At 68.1% G+C, this 21014-nt stretch carries 21 protein-coding genes; 9 read left to right on the plus strand and 12 right to left on the minus strand.

Translation table 11 applies throughout. The features are described from left to right. The first annotated feature begins 1 nt into the window (after position 1). Positions 2 to 847 (plus strand): MaoC family dehydratase, encoded by an 846-nt coding sequence (locus ACXIZN_RS34280; RefSeq protein ID WP_457959094.1) that lies wholly within the window; start codon positions 2 to 4, stop codon positions 845 to 847. On the opposite strand, the gene ACXIZN_RS34285 is transcribed toward ACXIZN_RS34280, so the two are convergent. Further along, positions 830 to 1495 carry a TetR/AcrR family transcriptional regulator gene (locus ACXIZN_RS34285; RefSeq protein ID WP_007032385.1) on the minus strand — a complete coding sequence of 222 codons (666 nt, stop codon included), beginning with the start codon at positions 1493 to 1495 and terminating at the stop codon, positions 830 to 832. The genes ACXIZN_RS34280 and ACXIZN_RS34285 overlap by 18 nt on opposite strands. A 127-nt stretch (positions 1496 to 1622) precedes the next feature. Between ACXIZN_RS34285 and ACXIZN_RS34290 the strand changes: the two genes are divergently transcribed. Both ACXIZN_RS34290 and ACXIZN_RS34295 read left to right on the plus strand, forming a co-directional pair. Beyond that, the gene (locus tag ACXIZN_RS34290) at positions 1623 to 2258 is read left to right on the plus strand and encodes an SCP2 sterol-binding domain-containing protein (protein ID WP_457959095.1); all 636 of its coding nucleotides are present in this window, start codon (positions 1623 to 1625) and stop codon (positions 2256 to 2258) included. 29 nt (positions 2259 to 2287) lie between these two features. After that, positions 2288 to 2935 (plus strand): SCP2 sterol-binding domain-containing protein, encoded by a 648-nt coding sequence (locus ACXIZN_RS34295; RefSeq protein WP_457959096.1) that lies wholly within the window; start codon positions 2288 to 2290, stop codon positions 2933 to 2935. 9 nt (positions 2936 to 2944) lie between these two features. Here ACXIZN_RS34295 and ACXIZN_RS34300 read toward each other — a convergent pair whose 3' ends face one another. From ACXIZN_RS34300 to pdhA, 7 genes are all read right to left on the minus strand, one after another. Further along, complete coding sequence (locus ACXIZN_RS34300) at positions 2945 to 3427, minus strand: FxsA family protein (RefSeq protein ID WP_340687195.1); 483 nt, start codon at positions 3425 to 3427, stop codon at positions 2945 to 2947. Between the two features lie 44 nt (positions 3428 to 3471). Then, the gene (locus ACXIZN_RS34305) at positions 3472 to 3972 is read right to left on the minus strand and encodes a DNA topology modulation protein FlaR (RefSeq protein ID WP_457959097.1); all 501 of its coding nucleotides are present in this window, start codon (positions 3970 to 3972) and stop codon (positions 3472 to 3474) included. A 2-nt stretch (positions 3973 to 3974) separates the two neighbouring features. Next, positions 3975 to 5918, minus strand: coding sequence for an ABC transporter ATP-binding protein (locus ACXIZN_RS34310; RefSeq protein WP_457960674.1), 1944 nt, complete (start codon positions 5916 to 5918; stop codon positions 3975 to 3977). Between the two features lie 26 nt (positions 5919 to 5944). Beyond that, positions 5945 to 6502, minus strand: a complete 558-nt coding sequence (locus ACXIZN_RS34315; protein WP_457960675.1) for a TetR/AcrR family transcriptional regulator — start codon at positions 6500 to 6502, stop codon at positions 5945 to 5947. Between the two features lie 149 nt (positions 6503 to 6651). Then, positions 6652 to 7974 (minus strand): dihydrolipoamide acetyltransferase family protein, encoded by a 1323-nt coding sequence (locus tag ACXIZN_RS34320; RefSeq protein WP_457959098.1) that lies wholly within the window; start codon positions 7972 to 7974, stop codon positions 6652 to 6654. Between the two features lie 16 nt (positions 7975 to 7990). Further along, a complete protein-coding gene (locus ACXIZN_RS34325) occupies positions 7991 to 8983 on the minus strand; it encodes an alpha-ketoacid dehydrogenase subunit beta (RefSeq protein ID WP_457959099.1) in 993 nt (330 codons plus the stop codon). Between the two features lies 1 nt (position 8984). Beyond that, complete coding sequence (gene pdhA / locus ACXIZN_RS34330) at positions 8985 to 10190, minus strand: pyruvate dehydrogenase (acetyl-transferring) E1 component subunit alpha (RefSeq protein ID WP_457959100.1); 1206 nt, start codon at positions 10188 to 10190, stop codon at positions 8985 to 8987. 373 nt (positions 10191 to 10563) lie between these two features. On the opposite strand from pdhA, the gene ACXIZN_RS34335 reads away from it, so the two are divergent. Next, positions 10564 to 11976 carry a M20/M25/M40 family metallo-hydrolase gene (locus ACXIZN_RS34335; RefSeq protein WP_457959101.1) on the plus strand — a complete coding sequence of 471 codons (1413 nt, stop codon included), beginning with the start codon at positions 10564 to 10566 and terminating at the stop codon, positions 11974 to 11976. Positions 11977 to 12059: 83 nt separating this feature from the next. After that, the gene (locus ACXIZN_RS34340; RefSeq protein WP_457959102.1) at positions 12060 to 12917 is read left to right on the plus strand and encodes an alpha/beta fold hydrolase; all 858 of its coding nucleotides are present in this window, start codon (positions 12060 to 12062) and stop codon (positions 12915 to 12917) included. On the opposite strand, the gene ACXIZN_RS34345 is transcribed toward ACXIZN_RS34340, so the two are convergent. Continuing rightward, positions 12914 to 13912 (minus strand): ABC transporter substrate-binding protein, encoded by a 999-nt coding sequence (locus ACXIZN_RS34345; RefSeq protein ID WP_457959103.1) that lies wholly within the window; start codon positions 13910 to 13912, stop codon positions 12914 to 12916. The two genes, ACXIZN_RS34340 and ACXIZN_RS34345, sit on opposite strands and share 4 nt — an antisense overlap. A 113-nt stretch (positions 13913 to 14025) precedes the next feature. Between ACXIZN_RS34345 and ACXIZN_RS34350 the strand changes: the two genes are divergently transcribed. Both ACXIZN_RS34350 and ACXIZN_RS34355 read left to right on the plus strand, forming a co-directional pair. Further along, positions 14026 to 15009, plus strand: coding sequence for a FecCD family ABC transporter permease (locus tag ACXIZN_RS34350; RefSeq protein WP_457960676.1), 984 nt, complete (start codon positions 14026 to 14028; stop codon positions 15007 to 15009). Beyond that, positions 15006 to 16010, plus strand: a complete 1005-nt coding sequence (locus tag ACXIZN_RS34355) for a FecCD family ABC transporter permease (RefSeq protein WP_457959104.1) — start codon at positions 15006 to 15008, stop codon at positions 16008 to 16010. Before ACXIZN_RS34350 ends, ACXIZN_RS34355 begins: the two co-directional genes overlap by 4 nt. On the opposite strand, the gene ACXIZN_RS34360 is transcribed toward ACXIZN_RS34355, so the two are convergent. The 3 genes from ACXIZN_RS34360 to ACXIZN_RS34370 are packed head-to-tail and all read right to left on the minus strand — an operon-like array spanning position 16007 to position 19466. Further along, complete coding sequence (locus ACXIZN_RS34360) at positions 16007 to 16849, minus strand: transglutaminase family protein (RefSeq protein WP_257483451.1); 843 nt, start codon at positions 16847 to 16849, stop codon at positions 16007 to 16009. The genes ACXIZN_RS34355 and ACXIZN_RS34360 overlap by 4 nt on opposite strands. Beyond that, positions 16846 to 17793, minus strand: coding sequence for an alpha-E domain-containing protein (locus tag ACXIZN_RS34365; RefSeq protein WP_034314142.1), 948 nt, complete (start codon positions 17791 to 17793; stop codon positions 16846 to 16848). Before ACXIZN_RS34365 ends, ACXIZN_RS34360 begins: the two co-directional genes overlap by 4 nt. Positions 17794 to 17804: 11 nt before the next feature. Next, a complete protein-coding gene (locus ACXIZN_RS34370; RefSeq protein WP_457959105.1) occupies positions 17805 to 19466 on the minus strand; it encodes a circularly permuted type 2 ATP-grasp protein in 1662 nt (553 codons plus the stop codon). Between the two features lie 208 nt (positions 19467 to 19674). Between ACXIZN_RS34370 and ACXIZN_RS34375 the strand changes: the two genes are divergently transcribed. Together ACXIZN_RS34375 and ACXIZN_RS34380 are read left to right on the plus strand one after the other, a co-directional pair. Next, on the plus strand, positions 19675 to 19962 hold the full coding sequence (locus tag ACXIZN_RS34375) for a hypothetical protein (protein WP_457959106.1): 288 nt from the start codon (positions 19675 to 19677) through the stop codon (positions 19960 to 19962). Positions 19963 to 20178: 216 nt separating this feature from the next. Next, a complete protein-coding gene (locus ACXIZN_RS34380; protein ID WP_457959107.1) occupies positions 20179 to 20991 on the plus strand; it encodes a basic amino acid ABC transporter substrate-binding protein in 813 nt (270 codons plus the stop codon). Positions 20992 to 21014 lie beyond the last annotated feature (23 nt).

Consider the following 21014-nt stretch of genomic DNA (forward strand, 5'->3'; position numbering starts at 1 on the left):
CATGGCCGTCAAGGAACTCCACGAGTCGCCGAGCCTGTCTTCGCTGTACCCCAAGGCGTTGCTCGGCTCGCTGCGCAAGAGCGGCGGGGACACGCTGCCGGGCACCGAGTTCGTCCGGGAGGGCGTCGTCGTCGATCCGGCACACCTCGCCGCGTACAACCAGGTGTGCGGATTCCGGCTGGACGACGTGCTCCCGGCGACGTACCCGCATATCCTCGCGTTCCCCTTGCAGATGGCGCTGATGACCGAGGCGGACTTCCCGTTCCCGTTGCTGGGCATGGTGCACGTCGCGAACCGGATCACCCAGCACCGGCAGCTGCGGCTCGACGAGTCGTTCACCCTGCGCGTGCGCGCCGAGGACCTGCGCCCGCACGAGAAGGGCAAGCAGTTCGACGTCGTCAGCGAGCTGCTGGTCAACGACAGTCCTGTGTGGACGGACGTCAGCACTTACCTGCGCCGCGGTGGCGGCAGCGGCGAGAAGACCGCGCGCGGTCAGCTCTCCCAGCCGACGGCCAACGCGATCTGGCACGTGCCCGGCGACATCGGCCGCCGCTACGCCGAGGTCTCCGGCGACCGCAACCCGATCCATCTGCACCCGATCACCGCGAAGGCGTTCGGCTTCCCGGCGGCGATCGCGCACGGCATGTGGACGAAGGCGCACGCGCTCGCGGCGTTCGAGGGCAGGCTCCCGGAGGCGTTCACCGTCGACGTCAAGTTCAAGCAGCCGGTCCTGCTGCCCGCCAAGGCGGCCTTCACCACTTGGAGTGAAGGCGACGGCTGGGCGTTCGAACTGTGGAACGCGCGCAAGCCGAAGCCGCACCTGGAAGGCTCAGTCGTCGCTCTCTGACGGTTTCCAGATCTCGCCTTCGACCAGGTCGTTGAACCCGAGCCAGACCAGGTTCATCAGCCACGAGGCGAGCACGCCGTCGGAGACGTCGGGGTGGTCGAGCGCCCAGTCGGCCAGCGACTCGGCCGCCCCGACCAGCGCGGCGGACAGCCCGGCGCCGGAGAACTCGGCCTGTTCGCCGAGGCCCTTGCGGGTGCCGGCGGAGACGACCAGCGCTGCGACCAGCTCGATCGCGCGGGTGCGCATGTCGGTGATCTCCGCGGCGAAGGCGCCGCCGACGGTCATGGCCTGGCGGTGCAGCACCGTCCAGGACTCGCGGTAGTCGGCGACGAACCGGTAGAACGCGCGCAGGCCGTGCCAAAGCTGCATGTCGGGCGGCAGGTCGGGTTTGATCCCGTCCTGCACCGCCTCCAGCAGGCGGGTGGCTTCGCGGCGGATGCACGCGCCGAAAAGATCTTCCTTCGACCCGAGGTAGGTGTAGATCATCGGCTTGGACACGCCGGCGACCTCGGAGATCTCGTCCATCGACGCGGAGTGGTAGCCGTAGCGCGAGAACACCGAGACCGCAGCGTCCAGGATCTGGCGTTCCCGCACCGCTCTCGGCAGCCTTTTGGCGCGTTCGGCGGGACGCGGCACTTCCTCGGACACTCAGGACCTCCCATTAGTTCGCGTGAGACGCTACCGGGCCACCACCGGCAAGGGTGATTTCGGCACGCTTGCCCGCCTACCTACTCGCGGGTAGCCTTACGCTCGGGTAGGCGGGACTGGAGGGAAGATGACCGAGATCGTGGGGCTGACCGGCCGCGCGCTGGTCGACGTGCTGGAACGGATCGAGCCGGATTCCGCCGAAGCGCACTCTCTCGACGTCAACGAGGTCGCGGGCGCCATCGACCCGAAGGATCTCGGCAAGGACGACGTCCGGCGGCTGCTGGCCGCACTGGGACGGCTGGCCGAATCCGCGCCGGCGTTCGACCTCCGCAAGGTGGACCCGGCCCGCTTCGCGAACCTCGTCGCGCGCGCCTCGCGTGCCCAACTCGAGAGCGTCGTCGCCGAACGGCCGCTCCGGGAACGCGTGCTGTGCGAGATCTTCGACCGCATGGGCGCCCACATCCGGCAGGACCGCGCGAAGAGCCTGCACGCCGTGGTGCACTGGCGGCTGTCCGGCGGCACCGGCGACGGCGGGTACGACCGCTACGAGACGGTGATCTCGCACGGCGAGTGCACGGTCGACCGGGACATGCGGGAGAAGCCGAGGGTGACGATCACGATCGCGCCCGTCGATTTCTTCCGGCTCATCACCCACCAGGCGACGCCGGCTGTGCTATTCGTCACCGGAAAGATCAAAGTAAAAGGTGACCTGGCGTTCGCGGCAGGCCTGATCGGTTTCTTCGACCTTCCGAAACCATCCTGAACCCGGCCGAGCAGATACACTTCCGTGCCGTGCCCCGAAATTCTCCGAACCGGCGCTGGCGGGACAAGGTACGCCTTTCCCGTCCGTCGAGGCCGCACAAAACGCGCACCGGCGGCGAACACGTCGTCAACGCCTTCGCGGAGAAGCTCGAGCTCGCCAAACTGAGCCCCGAGCAGTTCATCCAGGTGCTGGAAACCCTGCACATGCTCGGCGAAACCGGTGCGGGCATCGAGCTGAGCTCACTGGAGACGGAGGTGCTCGTCGACGTCGTGCAACGCGCGTCGCGGGAGCAGCTCAAGGCCATCGCCGATCACCCGGAACTGCGTGCCGCGTTCCTCGACGAGATTTTCCGCAGAATGTCGGACCATTTCGTTCCGGAACGCGCACGGCACGTCGACTTCGTCGTCGCGTGGCGTTTCACCGACGGTGACGGAGAAGACGGTTTCGATCGATTTCAAACGGTCATCGAAGACGGCGTCTGCGTTTCCAGCACCGATCTCGCGCGCACTCCGGACACCACCATCACGCTGTCCGTCGACGACTTCATCCGGATGGCCACCGGCAACGCGGCGGTGGCGGCGATGTTCGTGACGGGCAAGGTGAAGGTCAAGGGCGAGTACGCGCCGGCCGTGCGGTTCAGCGGGTATTTCGACATCCCGAAGCCGAGCGTGGGCTGAAAGTGTCCTTCAGCCCTCGACGATCCGGCCCTCGATCACCGGCGGCTGCTTCTTGGCGGCCTCCGCGGGCGGCGTGTCCACGACGACCTCGCTGTCCACGACCATCACCGGCCCGCGCGTGCGGTTGGCGAACTTGACCGCCCGGCGCGCCATGCGCTTCTGCCAGACCTTCCGCGCCACACTCCGCGTCGGCGGCAGGATGAACAGCAGGCCGATGACGTCGCTGACGAAACCGGGCAGCAGGATCAGCAGGCCGCCGAGCCCGATCAGCATCCCATCGGTGAGTTCCTTCTCCGCGTCGGCGGGGCGGCCGAGCCGCGCGGACTCGGCGAAAGCGCGGAAGGCGCGGCCGCCTTCACGGCGTGCGAGCCAGGAGCCGACGAACGCGCCGGCGAAGAGCAGCGCGATCGTGCCGAGGACGCCAACGGCCGAGCCCACCGCCCACACGGCGGCGATCTCGGCGACGACATAGAGCAGGAACGCGACAGCCATACTTGGACAACGTACGGCTTGCCCGTTTTGCTCCCGACCCCCGGTCAGCCGATCCGGCTAAGGAAATCCTCCGTCTCGCGTGGCCTGGTCAGCACGACCCGTCGCGCGTGCGCCCCCTGCTCCGCCAGCCGCCGCACCGTCCGCTCCCGGTGGTGCTTCGGCCAGCGCCAGACGTAGGAGTAGAACTCCAGATCCAGTCTTTCAGGGCAGCCGGGCGCCTGCTTGTCCTGCCCGTATTCGCGCAGGCATCGCGTCAGCACCCGCCGGAGGCAGACGCGGCGCGGGTAGTCGAGGAAGACGATCGTGTCCGCTCGCGGGAGCCGGAGATGCATCGACGCCCCGTAGTTGCCGTCGATCACCCAGGCGTCGGACGCGATGACCTCCTGTTGCGCGGCGTGGAACTCGGCGTCCGGCGCCGGTGTCCAGCCCGGCCGCCAGTAGAGCCGGTCGAGGTGGGTGACCGGCAGGCCGAGTGCGGCGCCGAGCCGTCGCGCGAACGTCGACTTCCCGGCGCCACTGCAGCCGACGACCATGATCCGCCGCATGGTCAGTCTTCGTCGAGGTACGCGGCGGCCTGCAACGTGAACAGTTCGGCGTAGCCCGCCTTCGCGGCCATCAGTTCGTCGTGTGATCCGTACTCGGCGACCTTTCCGTGCTCCAGCAACAGAATCCGCTCCGCCTGCCGCACGGTGGAGAACCGGTGCGAGATGTACAGCGTCGTGCGTCCCTCCGAAAGTTCGCGCAGCCGCGAGAAGAGGTCGTGCTCGGCCTGCGCGTCCAGGGCGGAGGTGGGCTCGTCGAGGATCAGGATCGGCGCCTCCCGCAGGAACGCCCTGGCCAGCGCGATCTTCTGCCATTCGCCACCGGAAAGGCTGACGCCCTGGTCGAACCAGCGGCCGAGCGGCGTGTCGTAGCCGCTGGGCAGGCGCTCGATCCGCTCGTCGGCACCGGCCCGTTTCGCCGACGTCTCGATCCGTTCCCGGTCGACGAGGTGCGTCAGGTCGCCGAGCCCGATGTTCTCGGACGCGGTGCCCTGATATGTCACGTAGTCCTGGAACATCGCGCTGATCTGCCGCCGCAGCTCCACCGGGTCGTACTCGCGGATGTCGACGCCGTCGAGCAGGATCCGCCCGCCGGTCGGGTCGTACAGCCGGCACAGCAGTTTGAACAGGGTCGACTTCCCCGCGCCGTTGCGGCCGACGACGGCGACCGTTTCCCCCGGCCGGATTTCGAAGCTCACGCCGTCGAGGGCGGGTTCCGGCGCACCGGGATAGGTGAAGGACACCTCCTCGAACCGGATGTGACCCTCCACTGTGGACGGAAGAGGACGGGGTTCCGGCGGCGCGACGATGTCCGGCTTCGTTCCGAGGAAGCGGTACAGCGTGTCGAGGTAGAGATTGTTCTCGTACATCCCGGAAAACGCGGTGAACAGACCTTGGACCGACGTCTGCACCGACGCCGCGGCGGCCGTGTACAGCGCGAGATCGCCGAGGGTGAGCCTGCCGCCGACGGCCTCCAGTGCGATGTACAGCGCGATCGCGGAGCCGGCGGCGGTGCTGAGCAGGCCCCACGACGTCGAACTGACGCTGCGCTTGCGGGTCAGTGTCCGTTGCCGGTCGTAGAAGACCTGGCCGAGCCGCTGGAACCGGTCGACGAAGTACGGGCCGAGCCCGAACAGCTTGGTCTCCTTGGCATACGTGTCCGTGGTGACCAAGGAGTTCAGGTAGTCCATCCGCCGTTTCAGCGGCGACATCATCAACGTCAGCCAGAACGCGCGGGCGCCGTACTTCGACTGCGAGATGAACGCGGGGATCGGCGCCACGAGCGCGACGAGCGCCAGCAGCGGGCTGATCGAGACGAGCAGCGCGATCATGCTGCCGAAGGTGATCACCGTCCGGATCAAGCCGAGCGCCGAGTTCATCATCGACAGCGGCCGCGTCGGCGCCTCCTGCGAGGCTTGGCGCAGCATGTCGTAGGACGCGGAACCCTCGAAGTACGAAAGGTGCAGTTTGCTCGCGTGGTCCATCACCTGGTGGCGGATGGTCAGAGTCATCCGTTCCTGCAGCAGTGACTGGCCGTAGGTGGTCAGCGCCTGGGAAACCGCGGTGAGGACGAGGACGCCGAACTGGAAAAGGGCGACCCCGACGATCGCGCTCTTCGTCCCGTGCCCCTGGATCGCCGCGACCACGGAATCGATCAGCAGCTTCGCGATGTACGCGGTCGCCGTCGGGAGGAGGCCGGAAAGCAGGGTCACCAACGTGATCACGATGGTCAGCACCGGGCTTGCCTGCCACGTCAGCTTCGCGACCTTCGGCAGGCCGCGGACCGTGCCCACGACGTTGACCCACATGCGGTCGAGCCGGGACTTCAGGTCTTTCGGGACGGCCTCGGGCTCGGGCTCCGGGATGTCGACCGGGCCGGTCAGCCCGCTGTCGGGCACCGTCGACGGCGGACGGCGCCGCCTGCCGCCGCGCGCCATGAACAGTTCCAGGCCGCCTCCCCCACCGGGCGGGCCGATCACGCGGCCGCCAAGGCGCCGTTGAGGAACACGTCGACGAGCTCCATCGTGGTGGGCTCGTCACCGGTCTCACTGAACCGGATCCGGCCGCTGAACAGCAACGACAGGAAGAGCGCGGCGGACTGCGCCGGCGGCAGGCGGAGCCGGTCCTTCTCCGGTTCGAACAGCTCGGCCATGGCGTCACGCATGGCGCTCATCGACTCCTTGCGCCTGTCCCTGCGATGCTCGGGCCGTTTGCCGGAGCCGTGCATGATCGCCATCAGCGCGCCCATGCGCTGGAGGTGTGCGCTGAGCGCGTCGGCGGCTTCGATGAGCCTGTCGTCGAGGGGCTGGTCGAGGTCGATGACCGCGATCGCGTCGAGCACCTGGTCGGGTTTCAACGCTTCGGCGAAGCAGGTGGCGAAAAGTTCGTCCTTGTCCTTGAACACGCGGAAGACCGTGCCCTCGCCGATCCCCGCGGCGCGCGCGATCTGGCTCGACGTGACACCGGCGCCGTGCTCCACCAGCAGGGGCAGCACGGACTGGACGATCATCCGGCGCCGCTCGTCGGCACTCATCCCCGGCGCTCTCCGCCGGGCGGTGGTCTCTGTCATGCCTCCAGCCTAACGGAGTGAGCACTCACTCCGTCAAGCGGTTAAGACAGAGATCCGTGAAGGCCTCCTTCCCTACCCTGAGAGTAGGGAAGGAGGCCTTCACGGACTTTGGGTCAGTAGGTGATCGCGACCGCGGGGTCGGCCAGCAGCGCGCCGACGTCGGCCAGGAACTCCGAACCCTGCTGCCCGTCGACCACGCGGTGGTCGAAGCTCAGCGAAAGCTGGAGCACCTTGCGCACCTTGATCTCGCCGTCGACCACCCACGGGGTGTCCTTGATCGCGCCGAGGCACAGGATCGCGGACTCGCCGGGGTTGATGATCGGCGTCCCGGTGTCGACGCCGAAGACGCCGACGTTGGTGATGGTGATCGTGCCGCCGAGCATGGCCGCCGGGGTGGTCTTGCCCTCGCGGGCGACGTCGGTCAGCTCGGTGAGCGCGATCGCGAGTTCCTTCAGCGACATCGAATCCGCGTCGCGGACCTTGGGCACGACGAGCCCGCGCGGGGTGGCCGCGGCGATCCCGAGGTGCACGTAGTCCTTGTAGACGATCTCCTGCGCCGCCTCGTCCCACACCGCGTTGACGTCCGGAGTGCGCTTCGCCGCCAGGCAGACGGCCTTCGCCGCGAAGGTCAGCGGGGTGACCTTGACCCCGGCGAACTCGCGCGACTTCTTGAGCTTCTCCCGGAATTCCATCATCGGCGTGACGTCGATGGTCAGGAACTCCGTGACGTGCGGGGCGGTGTACGCGCTCTGCACCATCGCGGCGGCGGTTGCCTTGCGGACGCCCTTGATCGGGACACGGCGTTCCCGGGTCGCGGGGTCGTAACCGTTGTCCACAGTGGACGCAGCGGCGGCGGAACCGTTGGCGGCAGCCCGCACGTCGTCACGGGTGATGACGCCGCCGTCGGCGGAGCCGGTGAGCGCGTGCAGGTCGACGCCGAGGTCCTTGGCGAGTTTGCGCACCGGAGGCTTCGCCAGCGGCACGTACCCGCCCTTCGGCGTCGGAGCCGCCACAGGCTGGGGTGCCACAGCCACCGGCGCGGCGGCAGGAGCGGCCGGAGCCGCGCCCTTACGCGCACGCCGCTGCGTGACGACGGCCTTGGAGCCGTAGCCGACCAGCGGCTTCATCTCCTCTTCCGCCGGCTCCTCCGCCACGGGCGCGGCGGCGGGTGCCGGCGCCGCCTTGCCGTCCGGGTCGACGTCGATGGTGAGGATCGGCGCGCCGACCTCCACCGTCTGGCCCGGTTCGACGAGCAGTTCGGTGACCACACCCGCCCACGGGATGGGCAGTTCGACGGCGGCCTTCGCGGTCTCGACCTCGACGACGATCTGGTTCACCGTGACCTTGTCACCCGGCTTGACCTGCCAGGCGATGATGTCGGCCTCGGTCAGCCCCTCGGCCGTGTCGGCGAGGGGGAATTGTTTGTACTCGGGCATTTCAGGAACTTCCCCCTTACCAGGCGAGTGAACGGTCGACGGTGTGCAGCACCCGGTCCAGGTCGGGGAGGTAGTGCTCCTCGAGCTTGGCGGGCGGGTACGGCGTGTCGAATCCGGTCACCCGGAGCACGGGGGCTTCCAGCGAGTAGAAGCATTCCTGCTGCACGCGCGCGGCGATCTCCGAGGTCAGCGACGATTCCGACGGCGCCTCGCTCAGCGCGATGAGCCGACCGGTCTTGCGCACCGACTCGAACACCGGCTCCAGGTCGAGCGGGGACAGCGTCCGCAGGTCGATGACCTCCAGGGACTTGCCCTCGTCCTCGGCGGCGGCCGCCGCGTCGAGCGCGACCTTCACCGACGGGCCGTACGCGACGACCGTGGCCGTCGTGCCTTCGCGGACAATGCGGGACTTGAACAGCTCGTCCGGCGTGGCCTCCGTGTCGACCTCGGACTTCATCGCGCCCGAGTGGTACAGCTTCTTCGGCTCGAAGAACAGGATCGGGTCGTCGGACTTGATCGCCTGCTGGATGCCCCAGTAGGCGTCGACGGCGTTCGAAACCGACACGACCTTCAGGCCGGGGATGTGCGCGAACAGCGATTCCGGCGACTCCGAGTGGTGCTCGACCGCGCCGATGCCACCACCGAACGGCACCCGGATCACGATGGGCATCTTGATCTTGCCCTGCGTCCGGTAGTGCAGCTTCGCGACCTGGCTGGAGATCTGGTCGAAGCCCGGGAAGATGAAGCCCTCGAACTGGATTTCGCACACCGGGCGGAAACCGCGGACGGCGAGGCCGACCGCGGTGCCGATAATTCCGGACTCCGCCAGGGGCGTGTCCAGGACGCGCTGCTCGCCGAAGTCCTTCTGCAGGCCGTCGGTGATGCGGAAGACGCCGCCGAGCTTGCCGACGTCCTCACCCATGATCAGGACCTTCGGGTCCTCTTCCATGGCGCGCCGGAGGCCGAGGTTGATCGCCTTGCCGATGGTGAGTTTCTGGAGGTCACTCATTTCAGTGTCCCTCCGCCCCGACAAAACCGTCCAAGTAGGACAGGAACTCTTCGCGCTGCGCGTCCAGCAGCGGCGTGGATTCCGCGTACACGTTGGAGAAGATCCGCTCGGGTGGCGGCTCGGGCATGTTGAAGCAGTACTCGCGCAGCTCGGCCGCGAACGCGTCCGAATCGGCCTGCACCTGGTCGAAGAACGCCTGGTCGGCGCCGCCACCGCGGGCGAGGTACGCCCGGACGCGCTCGATCGGGTCTTTCAGCTTCCACTCCTCCAGCTCGTCGGAGAGCCGGTAGCGGGTGGGGTCGTCGGTGGTGGTGTGCGCGTCCATCCGGTAGGTGAACGCCTCGATCAGCACCGGGCCGTTGCCGTGACGGCACTCCTCCAGCGCCCAGCGGGAGACCGCGAGGCAGGCGAGGACGTCGTTGCCGTCCACGCGGATGCCGGGGAAGCCGTAGCCGCGGGCGCGCTGGTACAGCGGCAGGCGCGACTGGCGTTCGGTGGGCTCCGAGATCGCCCACTGGTTGTTCTGGCAGAAGAACACGAGCGGCGCGTCGTAGACGGCGGCCCAGACGAAGCCTTCGTGCACGTCGCCCTGCGAAGTCGCTCCGTCACCGAAGTAACAGATGGTCGCTTCGCTGTCGTCGTCGCCGACCTTGCCTTCGAACTTCTGGCCCATCGCGTAACCGGCGGCGTTGAGTACCTGGTTGCCGATCACGATGGTGTACGGGTGGAAGCCGTGGGCCTTGTAGTCCCAGCCGCTGTGGTCGGTGCAGCGGAAAATGCCGAGCACCTCTTTGAGGTCGACGCCGCGGGTGTACGCGACACCGTGCTCGCGGTAGCTGGGGAACGCCATGTCCCCCTTCCGCAGCGCGCGGCCGGAGCCGATCTGCGCGGCCTCCTGCCCGAGCAGCGGCACCCAGATGCCGAGCTGGCCCTGGCGCTGCATCGCGTTGGCCTCGCGGTCCGCGCGGCGGACCAGGACCATGTCGCGGTACAGACCCTTGAGGGCTTCGGCGTCGATGTCGTCGACGTAGCGGTCGAATTGCGGCGAGGCGACTCGTTCGCCTTCGGGGGTGAGCAGCTGAGTCAGCTCAGCGCCACCTTCGCTCGTTGCTCGCAAACCGGCGATCACCTGTTCGGGGGAAGGCTGCGCCGCTACGGCGGCGGGACCATCTCCAGGCTCCGGGTGCGTCCAGTGTTCGGACGGCATGCGCTGCTCTCCTTGATGTCGGCGCCTCTGGCGGCCACTTGTGGCGGCCACAGTGACTGCGCCGGCGGGGACCAGCGCGTCGGATCTGAAGCGCTGGGTCACCGTCGGCGTTGACGGTTCGTGCGCACATCCTGGCATGCCGGACGCCGTTTTGGTCAGTGGCGGATGCTGATTTGTTGCTGAGAAAGGGTGTCTGATCAGGGAAAATGCTAGGAAGCCCGAGTGTGGGGCCGCCGAAAGTAGGGAATTCACCCGCGGGCCGACCAGCGGACGACGGACCCGGACGGGTGTCCTGTCCGGCTGGATCGATGACGATCCGTGCCCGCCGCTGTGATCCATCCCACTCGCCGGCACCCGTGGCAGGATGGCGGACGTGGAGCAGAAATCCGTACGCGAAACCGTGGTTTCGAACTGGACGAACGACGTCCTTCCCAGCCTGTCCGGCCTGGTGGCGATCCCCGCCTTGTCGCCGGCGTTCGACCCCGAGTGGGCGAAGACCGGGCATCTGGCCGCCGCCGTCGAGCACGTCCGCTCCTGGATCGCCGCCCGGGAGATCCCCGGCGCGACGCTCGAGGTCGTGGAGCTCGAAGGCCGCAGCCCGCTGCTGGTCGTCGACATCCCGGCGACGTCCGAAGCCGCCGAAAAGGGCACCGTGCTCATGTACGGGCACCTCGACAAGCAGCCGCCGGTCGGTGGCTGGTCCGAGGGGCTCGACCCGTGGACGCCGGTGATCCGCGACGGCAGGCTGTACGGCCGCGGCGCGGTCGACGACGGCTACTCCGGCTACGCGGCGACGACGGCGATCGAGGCCGTGCGCGCCGCCGGTGGCGAGCACTCCCGCGCGGTCGTGCTGCTGGAGACCGGTGAGGAATCCGGCAGCCCGGACCTGCCCGCCTACGTCGAGCACCTGAAGGAGAAGCTCGGCGAGGTCTCGCTGGTCGTCTGCCTCGACGCCGGCGGCACCGACTACAAGCGGCTGTGGCTGACCACCAGCCTGCGCGGAATGCTGCACGTCAACGTCACCGTGAAGGTGCTGGAGTCCGCGCAGCACTCCGGCATGGCCAGCGGCATCGTGGCGAGCTCGTTCCGCGTCCTGCGTGTCCTGCTCGACCGCATCGAGAACGCCGAGACCGGCGAGATCAAGCTCGCCGAGCTGAGCGTCGACATCCCGGAGAACCGAGTCGAGGACGCTCGCGGTGTCGTCGAGATCGCGCCCGGCGCGGCGAAGACGCTCTTCCCGGTGGTCGGCCGGACGGTCTCCGACGACGACCTGGAACTGCTGCTCAACAACTCGTGGCGGCCGACGCTCTCGGTGATCGGCGCGGAGGGCTTCCCGCTCCCGGCCGACGCGGGCAACGTGCTGCGCTCCAGCACCACGCTCACCCTGAGCTTCCGCCTCCCGCCAACTGCCGACGCGAAGGCCGCGATGGAGGCGGTCCGCCGTGTCCTCACCACCGACGTGCCGTACGACGCTTCGGTCGAACTCGGCGACTTCCAGGCCGAGAACGGCTGGAACGCGCCCGACACCGCGCCGTGGCTCGACGACGCCCTGCACCACGTGAGCGGCGAGGTCTTCGGTGCGCCGCACAAGAGCTTCGGCATGGGCGGATCGATCCCGTTCATGGGGCTGCTCGGCGAGAAGTACCCGGACGCGCAGTTCGTGGTCACCGGCGCCTGCGGGCCGGACTCGAACATCCACGTGCCGGACGAGTGGCTGAACATCGACTTCGCGCAGCGGGTCACCGAGGCGGTCGCGCACATCCTGGACGCGCACGCCCGGAGCTGATTCTCCGTTCACGCTGCGATGAAGGGTCCTTTCCCAGCAGAATTCGCCAGGGAAGGACCCTTCATCGCACGCGCGGGAGGATCATGTTCGAAGGCTTCGAGCTCGAAAACGTCGACACCGGCGAAGTGACCTTCAGGGTCCGCCACGGCGGATCGGGGCCGCCGCTTGTCCTTCTGCATGGACATCCCCGCACGCACACCACCTGGTACGACGTCGCGCCCCGGCTCGCGGACGCGTTCACCGTCGTCTGCCCGGACCTCCCCGGCTACGGCCAGTCCTCGAAACCCGAGACCACCGAAGACCACTCGGCGCACTCGAAACGCGTCATGGCCAGGCACATCGTCGCGCTCATGCGGCATCTCGGCCACGAACGGTTCGCCGTCGCCGGCCACGATCGCGGCAGCGCCGTCGCCTATCGCCTCGCGCTCGATCACCCCGAGGTCGTCACGAAACTCGCCATCCTCGACGGCATCCCGATCGGTGAGCACCTTTCGCGCGCCGACGCGAAGTTCGCGCAGGCTTGGTGGCACTGGTTCTTCTTCGGCCAGCTCGCGAAACCCGCCGAGCGGGTGATCAACGCAGATCCGGACGCCTGGTACGGCGGAGATCCCGAAGTGATGGGCGCGGAAAACCACGCCGACTTCCTCCGCGCGATCCATGATCCCGAGACGGTCCATGCGATGCTCGAGGACTACCGCGCGGGCCTCGGGCCCGACCGTGAAGCCGACGACGCCGACAAAGCGGCCGGGAGAAAGATCGAGTGCCCGCTCCTCGTCCTGTGGTCCAGCCTGGACGACCTCGAAGACCTTTACGGCGATCCGGTCGTCATTTGGCGCGAATGGGCCGAGGACGTCCGCGGTTTCGCGATCGAGTCCGGGCACCACGTGGCCGAGGAGAACCCGGCCGACCTCGCGGCGGCGTTGCGGGAGTTCCTGGCCTAGGCGAACTTGTTCAGCGCCGCGGTCAGTTCCGTCAGCTGCGGCGTGAAGCGCTGGTACGAGAACGGCGTCTCGTTGTTCCACGGGATCAGCTTCCCGGCCTTCACCGCGGGCAGCTGGGTCCAGGTCGGCACGCCGCCGAGCCCGTCCGGGCCGAGCGAGAGTGATCCGCCGCGGTTGTCGTACATGATCACGTCGGCGGGGTACTTGCCGATGTTCTCCCAGCTGATCTGCTGGTAGTAGCCGCCTTGGCTCGCGTCGGGAGCCTCCGGCGTGACGAAGTCCAGCCCCTTGCTCTGGTAGTGCTTCGAGGTCGCGAACTTCGGCGCGTTCGAGACGTATACGGAGTCCTTCTGCGCGGACACGAGAAGGATCTTCAGCCCTGCGGCCTTCTTCGCCGCTTCGGCTAGCGCGGCGTCGGCCTTCTCGTACTCTTCCTTCGCGGCTCGGATCGCCGGAGTCTCGGTGTCGGCGCCGAGCGCCTTCGCGAGCGCGATGAACTTCGCGATCCCCTCGGGCATCGAGATGTCCTGCAGCCGGACCCCGACACTCGGCGCGGCCTTGTCGATCTTCTCCGTCTGCGTGTCCGGGACGTACCACATCTGGTCTTTCAAGTACATCACGCTGACCAGGAGCTGCGGGTTCAGTGCGACGAACTTGTCGAAGTTGAACTCGTTCCAGACGTTCCCGAGCGAGGTCACGGCGTTCAGGTCGACGCCGCCCGCCTGCGGGTCCGGCTTGCCGTCGGCGAACTTCGACGGGCCGAAGATCCCGACCGATTTCACGCCGAGGTCCCACAACGCCGCCGCGGCGGTCACCTGCGCGACGATCCGGGTCGGCCGCTCGCCTTCGAGCTTCCGGCCGCGGTCGTCGGTGAACGACCAGGTCGCGCCCGTTCCCTGGGCGGGGGTCTCCTCCTGGTAGCCGCAGGCGGTCAGGAGGCCGGTGGCGCCGAGCGCCGCGGTACCGGCGAGAAAGCCGCGTCGGGAGAGGTGCATCGAGATCTTCTTTCGCCGTCGAACCGGTTTCGTCGTTAGGCTAGCCTTCCCTTATCGTGAGGGCCATGGTCCAGGTCCCGGAGCGCGTCAGATCACCCGGAACCGGCGTCTCCGTGAGAACGCTGGTCCTCGTGGGGTCCTTGGCAGCGCTCGCCGTGGTCGTCCTGCTGTCGATCGGCTTCGGCTCGAACCGTCTGTCCCTCGGCGAGGTCCTGCACGCGCTCTTCGCTTACGACGGGAGCTACACCGACGTCGTCGTCCGCGACGATCGCCTGCCCCGCACGGTGCTCGGCGTCCTGGTCGGGATGGCGCTCGCGCTGGCGGGCTCGCTCATGCAGGCGATCACCCGCAACCCGGTCGCGGAACCCGGGCTGCTCGGCATCAACCACGGCGCCGCCGTCGCGATCGTGCTCGGCTCCGCGGTGTTCTCGGTGACGTCGCCCGGCGAGTACGTCTGGTTCGCCTTCGCCGGTGCGCTCGCGGGAACCGCGCTGGTCTCGGTGATCGGCGGGACGCGCGGCGCCACGAGCCCGCTGCGGCTGGTGCTGGCCGGGGTCGCCGTCCAGGCGGTGTTCGTCGGCATCAACCAGGGCATGCAGATGGTCAACACGCACAACCTGCAGGCCATGCGGTTCTGGCTGGTCGGCTCGCTGGTCAACCGGAACGCCGACCAGTTGTCGGTCCTGTTGCCGTTCTTCGTCGCGGGCGTGGTGATCGCGATCGTCCTGGCCCGCGCGCTGAACGCGCTGGCGCTGGGCGAGGACACGGCTCGCGGGCTCGGCGCGAATCCAGTGCTCGTCCGCGTCGCGGGGATGGTCGCCGTCGGGCTGCTTTCGGCGTCGGCGACCGCGGCTTGTGGACCGATCGCCTTCGTCGGCCTGATGATCCCGCACGTCGTCCGGACGCTGATCGGGCAGGACGAACGCTGGGTGATGCTGGTTTCGGCGCTGCTCGGCCCGGTACTGCTGCTCGGCTGCGACGTCCTGGGCCGTCTCCTCGGTTCTCCGGGCGAGATCCAGGTCGGCGTGATGACCGACGTCGTCGGCGGCATCGCGTTCGTGATCGTGGCCCGCAGGCTGAAGGCGGTGCGCCGATGACCGCGCTCGTCCGCCGTGAGTCCGGTTTGGACAGACGATCCCTGGTCGTCGTCGCCGCGCTGGCCCTGGTGGTCCTGGCGCTCGTGGTGCTCTCGGTCGGCACCGGCGACTACGAGATGAGCCCCGGCGAAGTGCTCGCGACCCTGGCAGGTCAAGGGACGAAGGCGCAGTACCTGGTGGTCATGGGACGGCTTCCGCGGGTGCTGGTCGCGATCCTCGTCGGTGCCGCGCTGGCGCTGGCCGGGGCGGTGTTCCAGACGATCACGCGTAACCCGCTCGGCAGTCCGGACATCATCGGCTTCACGACCGGTTCGGCGACCGGCGGAATCGCGACCCTGCTGCTCATCGGCTCCGGCCCTGGCCTCGTCTCACTCGGCGCGCTGGCAGGCGGACTGCTGACCGCGCTGGTCGTGATGGCGCTGTGCGCGCCGCACGGCCTGCTGAGTTCGCGGCTGGTGCTGCTCGGGATCGCCGTCAGCGCGGTGCTGGTCGGCGTGAACTCGTACCTGCTGGTGAAGGCGAACCTCGAAGCCGCTTCGCAGGCCGTCGGCTGGCTGGTCGGTGATCTCTCCGGCCGTGACTGGAGCTACTTCGTGCCGCTGGCGATCGGGATGGCGGTGTTCGCCCCGATCGTCTTCGCGAACGGCCGCGCGCTGCGCATGCTGGAGATGGGCGACGACACCGCCACCGGTATCGGCGTCGACGTCCGCCGGGTGCGGCGGACCCTGGTGCTGGTCGCGGTCGCGCTGGTCGCCGCCGCCACCGCGGCGACCGGGCCGCTGCCGTTCATCGCGCTCGCCGCGCCCCAGCTGGCGCGCCGGATGACGCGCCTGCCGGGGCCCAACCTGCTCGCGTCGGCCTTCGTCGGCGCGACGCTGGTCGTCGCGGCGGACTACCTCGGCCAGCGGTTGCTGGAGTCCTCGCTGCTGCCCGCGGGAGTCGTCGCGGCCGCCCTCGGCGGCGCGTACCTGCTCTGGCTGTTGTTGCGGCGCCGGGCCTAGGTCAGCCGGGTCAGCTGCACCGAGACGTCCAAAGTGGACTGACCGCCGCCGGTGAAGATGCCCTTGAGCGGCGGCACGTCGGCGTAGTCGCGGCCGTACGCGACCCAGACGTGCCGCGGCCCGACCGGGATCGCGTTCGTCGGGTCGTACGCCCACCAGCCGCCGGTCCAGACGTCGACCCAGGCGTGGCTTTCGCCTTCGACCGTCTCGCCGAGCTTCGCCTCCGGTTTCGTGTGCAGGTACCCGGAGACGTACCGCGCCGGGACGCCGATCGCGCGCAGCATCACCAGCGTGACATGCGCGAAGTCCTGGCAGACCCCTTCGCGCGCACGCCACGCGTCGGTCGCCGTGCTGTGCACGCCGGTCGTCCCAGGCTGGTACTTGAGCTGCTTGTTGACCCATTCGCAGACCGCGAGCACGGCCTCCGCCGGGTCGAGCCCCTTCCGCAGTTCGCGCGCGACCTTCGTCAGCTCCGGATCGCGGGGTGTGTACGGCGTCGGCGTCAGGTACTCGGTGCGGTGGTCGACGACGGTGTCGCTGCGCAGGTCCTTCCACGTCGCCGAGCGGACCGGCTCGCCTTCGTCGGCCGTTTCGACCACCGACGTCGCGAGCACGGTGAACTCCGTGTGCGGCGCGTGAAGGTCGAACGACGTCACGATGGTCCCCCAGTAGTCCGTGTACCGATAGGCACGGGTCGCGGGCGTCGTCTCGACGCGGTTGACGACCGTGGTCTGCCGCCGGTCGGAGCGCGGGGTCAGCCGCGCCTCGTTGTACGACTGCGTGGCCGGCGTCGCGTACCGGTATCCGGTCCGGTGGGCCACCCGAAGCTGCCAGGTCACAGCGAAACCTCCGCACCGCTCCAGGCCACCCAAGGCGACGAATGGAAGTACTGCACCGAAACCGCGTCGCCGATGTCCTTGATCGAGGTCTGCAGGGCGCCGAGCCGTTTCGGCAGGTCCTCCAGCAGATCCGACGGCCGCAGGAACTCCAGCTCGCTGCGCGCGCGGCCGAGCTGCCGCAGCGCCTCGGACTTCTCGTTGGCGCGCGAGTTGACGCCGGGGTCCAGCCGCTCCAGGCATTCCTCGGCCTGCCGCAGCGCGTGGAACACCGAACGCGGGAAAAGCGTGTCCCGCAACAGGAACTGCACGACGCGGCCGGCGTCGAGCGCGCCGCGATAGGTCCGCAGGTAGGTGTCCTGCGCCCCCGCCGAGCGGAGCACGGTGATCCAGCCGGGTGACGACGCGCTGTCCTGGACCCGTGAGAGCAGCAGCCGCACCACCATGTCCGCGCGTTCGACCGACCGGCCGAGCACCATGAACAGCCAGCCGTCGTCGCGGCTCATCGTCGAATCGGCGAGCCCGGCGAACATCGCCGCGCGTTCCTCCACGAAGGACAGGAACGCGTGCGGCCCGGCGCGGCGCGCGTACCGCTGCCTGTCCGGCACGGCGTTCCACGTCGCGTTCAGGCATTCCCACAGCTCGGTCGAAACGACCTCGCGGGCGCCGCGCGTGTTCTCGCGGGCGGAGTTGATCGAACCGACGATCGACGCGGGATTGTCCTTGGCGTAGGCGACCAGCTCGGTCAGCTTCCACACGTCGAGCGAGTCCATGCCCTCCGGCGAGATGCCGAGGACGGCGAGCAGCTGGCGGCTCGCGTGGTCAGGGTCGACGCTCGCGTCTTCGAGCAACTGGTGCACGGAGACGTTCAGGATCCGGGAGGTGTCATCGGCGCGTTCGACGTACCGGCCGATCCAGTACAGCGATTCCGCGTTGCGGGCGAGCACATCAACCTCCCTTATGCCTGTTGCTGCTGCTGTTGCTGGGTGGTGGTCAGCTCGGGACCCTGTTCGGCGACGAGACCGTCCACTTGGGACAGAGCGCCGAGCGCGGGGCGTTCCAGCTCCCGCTCCGCCGTCGAAGACCGCGGCGCCAGCACCCAGGTGTCCTTGGAACCGCCGCCCTGCGACGAGTTGACGACCAGGCTGCCCTCCGGGAGCGCGACCCTGGTCAGTCCGCCCGGCAGCACGAAGATGTCCTTGCCGTCGTTGACCGCGAACGGGCGGAGGTCGACGTGCCGCGGTGCCAGCCTATCGTCCACTTTGGACGGAACGGTGGACAGCTGCACCACCGGCTGCGCGATCCAGCCGCGTTTGTTCGCCCGGACCTTGCGTTTGAGCGCGGTCAGCTCCGCCTGTGTCGCGTCCGGGCCGAACACGATGCCGTAGCCGCCGGAGCCTTCGACCGGTTTGATCACCAGCTCGTCCATATGCCGCATGACGTGGTCGAACTCGTCCGGCAGCCAGCACCGGAAGGTGTCGACGTTGGGCAGCAACGGCTTCTCGTCGAGGTAGTACTTCACCATCTCGGGCACGTAGGTGTAGACGAGCTTGTCGTCGCCGACGCCGTTGCCCACCGCGTTCGCGATCACGACGTTGCCCGCGCGTGCCGCGTTCAGGATCCCGGCCACGCCGAGCACGGAATCCGGCCGGTAGTGCACCGGATCGAGGAACTCGTCGTCGATCCGCCGGTAGATGACGTCGACCTGCCGCTCGCCCTCGGTGGTGCGCAGGTAGACGACGTTGTCACGGCAGAACATGTCGCGGCCTTCGACCAGCTCGACGCCCATCAGCCGGGCCAGCAGCGAATGCTCGAAATACGCGGAGTTGTGCACGCCGGGCGTGAGCACGACGACCATCGGGTCGGCGACGTTCGCAGCGGCCGCCGCCCGCAGCGCGCGCAGCAGATGCGAGGCGTAATCACCGACCGGGCGCACCCGGTGCTGGGCGAACAGGTCCGGGAACACGCGCGCCATCGTGCGGCGGTTCTCCATCACGTACGACACACCGGACGGGTTGCGGAGATTGTCCTCCAGCACCCGGAAGGTGCCCTCCTCGTCCCGCACCAGGTCCACACCGGACACGTGGATGCGGACGCCGTTGGGCGGGTTGATCCCGAACGCTTCGCGCTGGAAATGCTCACACGAGGTGATCAGCCGTCGCGGGAGAACGCCGTCGCGCAGGATCTGCCGGTCGCCGTACACGTCGGCGAGAAAGGCTTCGAGCGCGCGGACCCGTTGCGCCACACCACGTTCGAGTTTGCTCCATTCGGCGGTGGTGATCACGCGCGGTACCAGGTCGAGCGGGAACGGGCGTTCCTGGCCGGACAGCGAGAACGTGATGCCCTGGTCGACCATGGCCCGGTCGATCGCCGCCGACCGGGACGTCAGGTCCGTCGACGTCAGCGCGGAGATCGATTCGTACAGCGCCCGGTACGGCTGGCGGACAGTGCCGTCGGCGGTGAACATCTCGTCGTACGCGCCCGCGTGCGGCCGGGACGGCGAGAGATAGCCGTCGAACTGCGCCCCGGGTTTCGCCGCGCGCCGGGCCGACGTCGTCGTCCGAGGGCGGCGGCCCGCAGGTGGGAGCCGGGGCGCCGAGTTGTTGTTCATGGGGGTCATCGTGACCCATGTACCCCGTTCGGCGCGAGATGCCGGGTTGGGTTGTTGGAATGATCAGCCTGATGCTAGCCTCGCCGGACGTATTCAAACCTGACTGGGGAAGGTTGGATTCTGTTCGGCGTTTCGCCGTGTGTAGAAGTCGATAAATCGCACATTACCCGCTGGATAAGCGGGCTCTGAATTTTACATGCAATTTTCAAGGGGAATTGTGAAGAATCTTGTGAAGACGTTCGTCGTGGCCGGTGCCGCAGTGGCGGCGTTGGCTGTTCCGGGTGTCGCGATGGCAGCTCAGGACGTTGCCGCGGCGCCGTCGTCCAGCGTCGGCGTAGCGGATGTGAAGAGTCGTTGGTGCGGTCACAACTACGATAGCTGTGTCCGTGAGCGGAGCGAATTCGCCCGGTATTACAACGTTGGGCCGCTCCAGTACTATCCTGTCGACCCGAGTTGTGCGGGTATCTGCTACAACGGCTACGTGTTCGATTATTGGCCCAAGTAATAAGGCGGCGGTGGGGCGCTTCGGCGCCCCACCGTGTTTCACGTGCCGGGCCAGTCGAACCCCTGTCGGGACCCACCGGGACCGAGGTCGGCTCCCTCCCGTCGTCGGGACGATCTTCGCTGGAAACAGCGCTGTAACGTCTCGGTGCTGTGCTTGCCGCCGGATGAGTGGCACTATGCATGCTCTCGACACATGGGAACTACGAGGAGTGACGACGTGGCTCGATTCAAAGCGCTCGCCCTGATCCCGGCGCTCGCCCTGACCGCGGGTGCGCTGTCCGCGTGCGGCGAGGAAGGCGGAACCGCGGCCGGCGGCGTCCAGCTCGTCGCGTCCGGCAAGGTCACCACCTGCACGCACCTGCCCTACCAGCCCTTCCAGGTCAAGCAGGGCGACAAGATCGTCGGTTTCGACGTCGACCTGGTCGACCTGGTCGGCAAGAAGCTGGGTGTCGAGCAGAGCATCGTCGACATCGCCTTCGAGAACATCGAGTCCGGTGAAGCGATGAACAGCGGACAGTGCGACCTCGCCGCCGCGGGCATGACTATCACCGACAAGCGCAAGGAGAAGTTCGACTTCTCCGACCCGTACTTCGAGGCGACCCAGGCGCTGCTGGTCAAGACCGGTTCGCCGATCAAGGACCTCTCGAACGTGGCGGGCAAGAAGATCGGTGTCCAGTCGGCCACCACCGGCGCCGACTACGCCAAGAAGGAGGCGAAGGGCGCCGAGATCGTCACCTTCGACGACCTCGCGCTGCTGGAGCAGGCCGTCAAGAACGGCACGGTCGACGCGGGCGTCAACGACAACGGCGTGCTCTACGACTTCGCGAAGTCGAACCCGGACACGACGGTCGTCACCGAGTTCAAGACGAACGAGTTCTACGGCATCGGCGTGAAGAAGGGCAACAGCGCTCTCCTCAGCAAGATCAACGAGGTGCTCAAGGCGTCCGCGGCGGACGGCTCGTACACGCAGATCTACCAGAAGTGGTTCGGCAAGGCGCCGACCTGGCAGCCTGGATCGGCGTCGAATTAGTTTAAAGCCGCCCTGTGGCCGGT

Source organism: Amycolatopsis sp. TRM77291 (genome assembly GCF_054166285.1).

Bases quoted from the DNA above. Each gene is read 5' to 3' on its own strand.
- ACXIZN_RS34305 (WP_457959097.1), bottom strand. From the start codon at position 3,972: ATGCGGCGGATCATGGTCGTCGGCTGCAGTGGCGCCGGGAAGTCGACG.
- ACXIZN_RS34340 (WP_457959102.1), top strand. From the start codon at position 12,060: ATGTTCGAAGGCTTCGAGCTCGAAAACGTCGACACCGGCGAAGTGACC.
- ACXIZN_RS34290 (WP_457959095.1), top strand. From the start codon at position 1,623: ATGACCGAGATCGTGGGGCTGACCGGCCGCGCGCTGGTCGACGTGCTG.
- pdhA (WP_457959100.1), bottom strand. From the start codon at position 10,190: ATGCCGTCCGAACACTGGACGCACCCGGAGCCTGGAGATGGTCCCGCC.
- ACXIZN_RS34280 (WP_457959094.1), top strand. From the start codon at position 2: ATGGCCGTCAAGGAACTCCACGAGTCGCCGAGCCTGTCTTCGCTGTAC.
- ACXIZN_RS34370 (WP_457959105.1), bottom strand. From the start codon at position 19,466: ATGACCCCCATGAACAACAACTCGGCGCCCCGGCTCCCACCTGCGGGC.
- ACXIZN_RS34300 (WP_340687195.1), bottom strand. From the start codon at position 3,427: ATGGCTGTCGCGTTCCTGCTCTATGTCGTCGCCGAGATCGCCGCCGTG.
- ACXIZN_RS34345 (WP_457959103.1), bottom strand. From the start codon at position 13,912: ATGCACCTCTCCCGACGCGGCTTTCTCGCCGGTACCGCGGCGCTCGGC.
- ACXIZN_RS34325 (WP_457959099.1), bottom strand. From the start codon at position 8,983: ATGAGTGACCTCCAGAAACTCACCATCGGCAAGGCGATCAACCTCGGC.
- ACXIZN_RS34320 (WP_457959098.1), bottom strand. From the start codon at position 7,974: ATGCCCGAGTACAAACAATTCCCCCTCGCCGACACGGCCGAGGGGCTG.
- ACXIZN_RS34355 (WP_457959104.1), top strand. From the start codon at position 15,006: ATGACCGCGCTCGTCCGCCGTGAGTCCGGTTTGGACAGACGATCCCTG.
- ACXIZN_RS34315 (WP_457960675.1), bottom strand. From the start codon at position 6,502: ATGAGTGCCGACGAGCGGCGCCGGATGATCGTCCAGTCCGTGCTGCCC.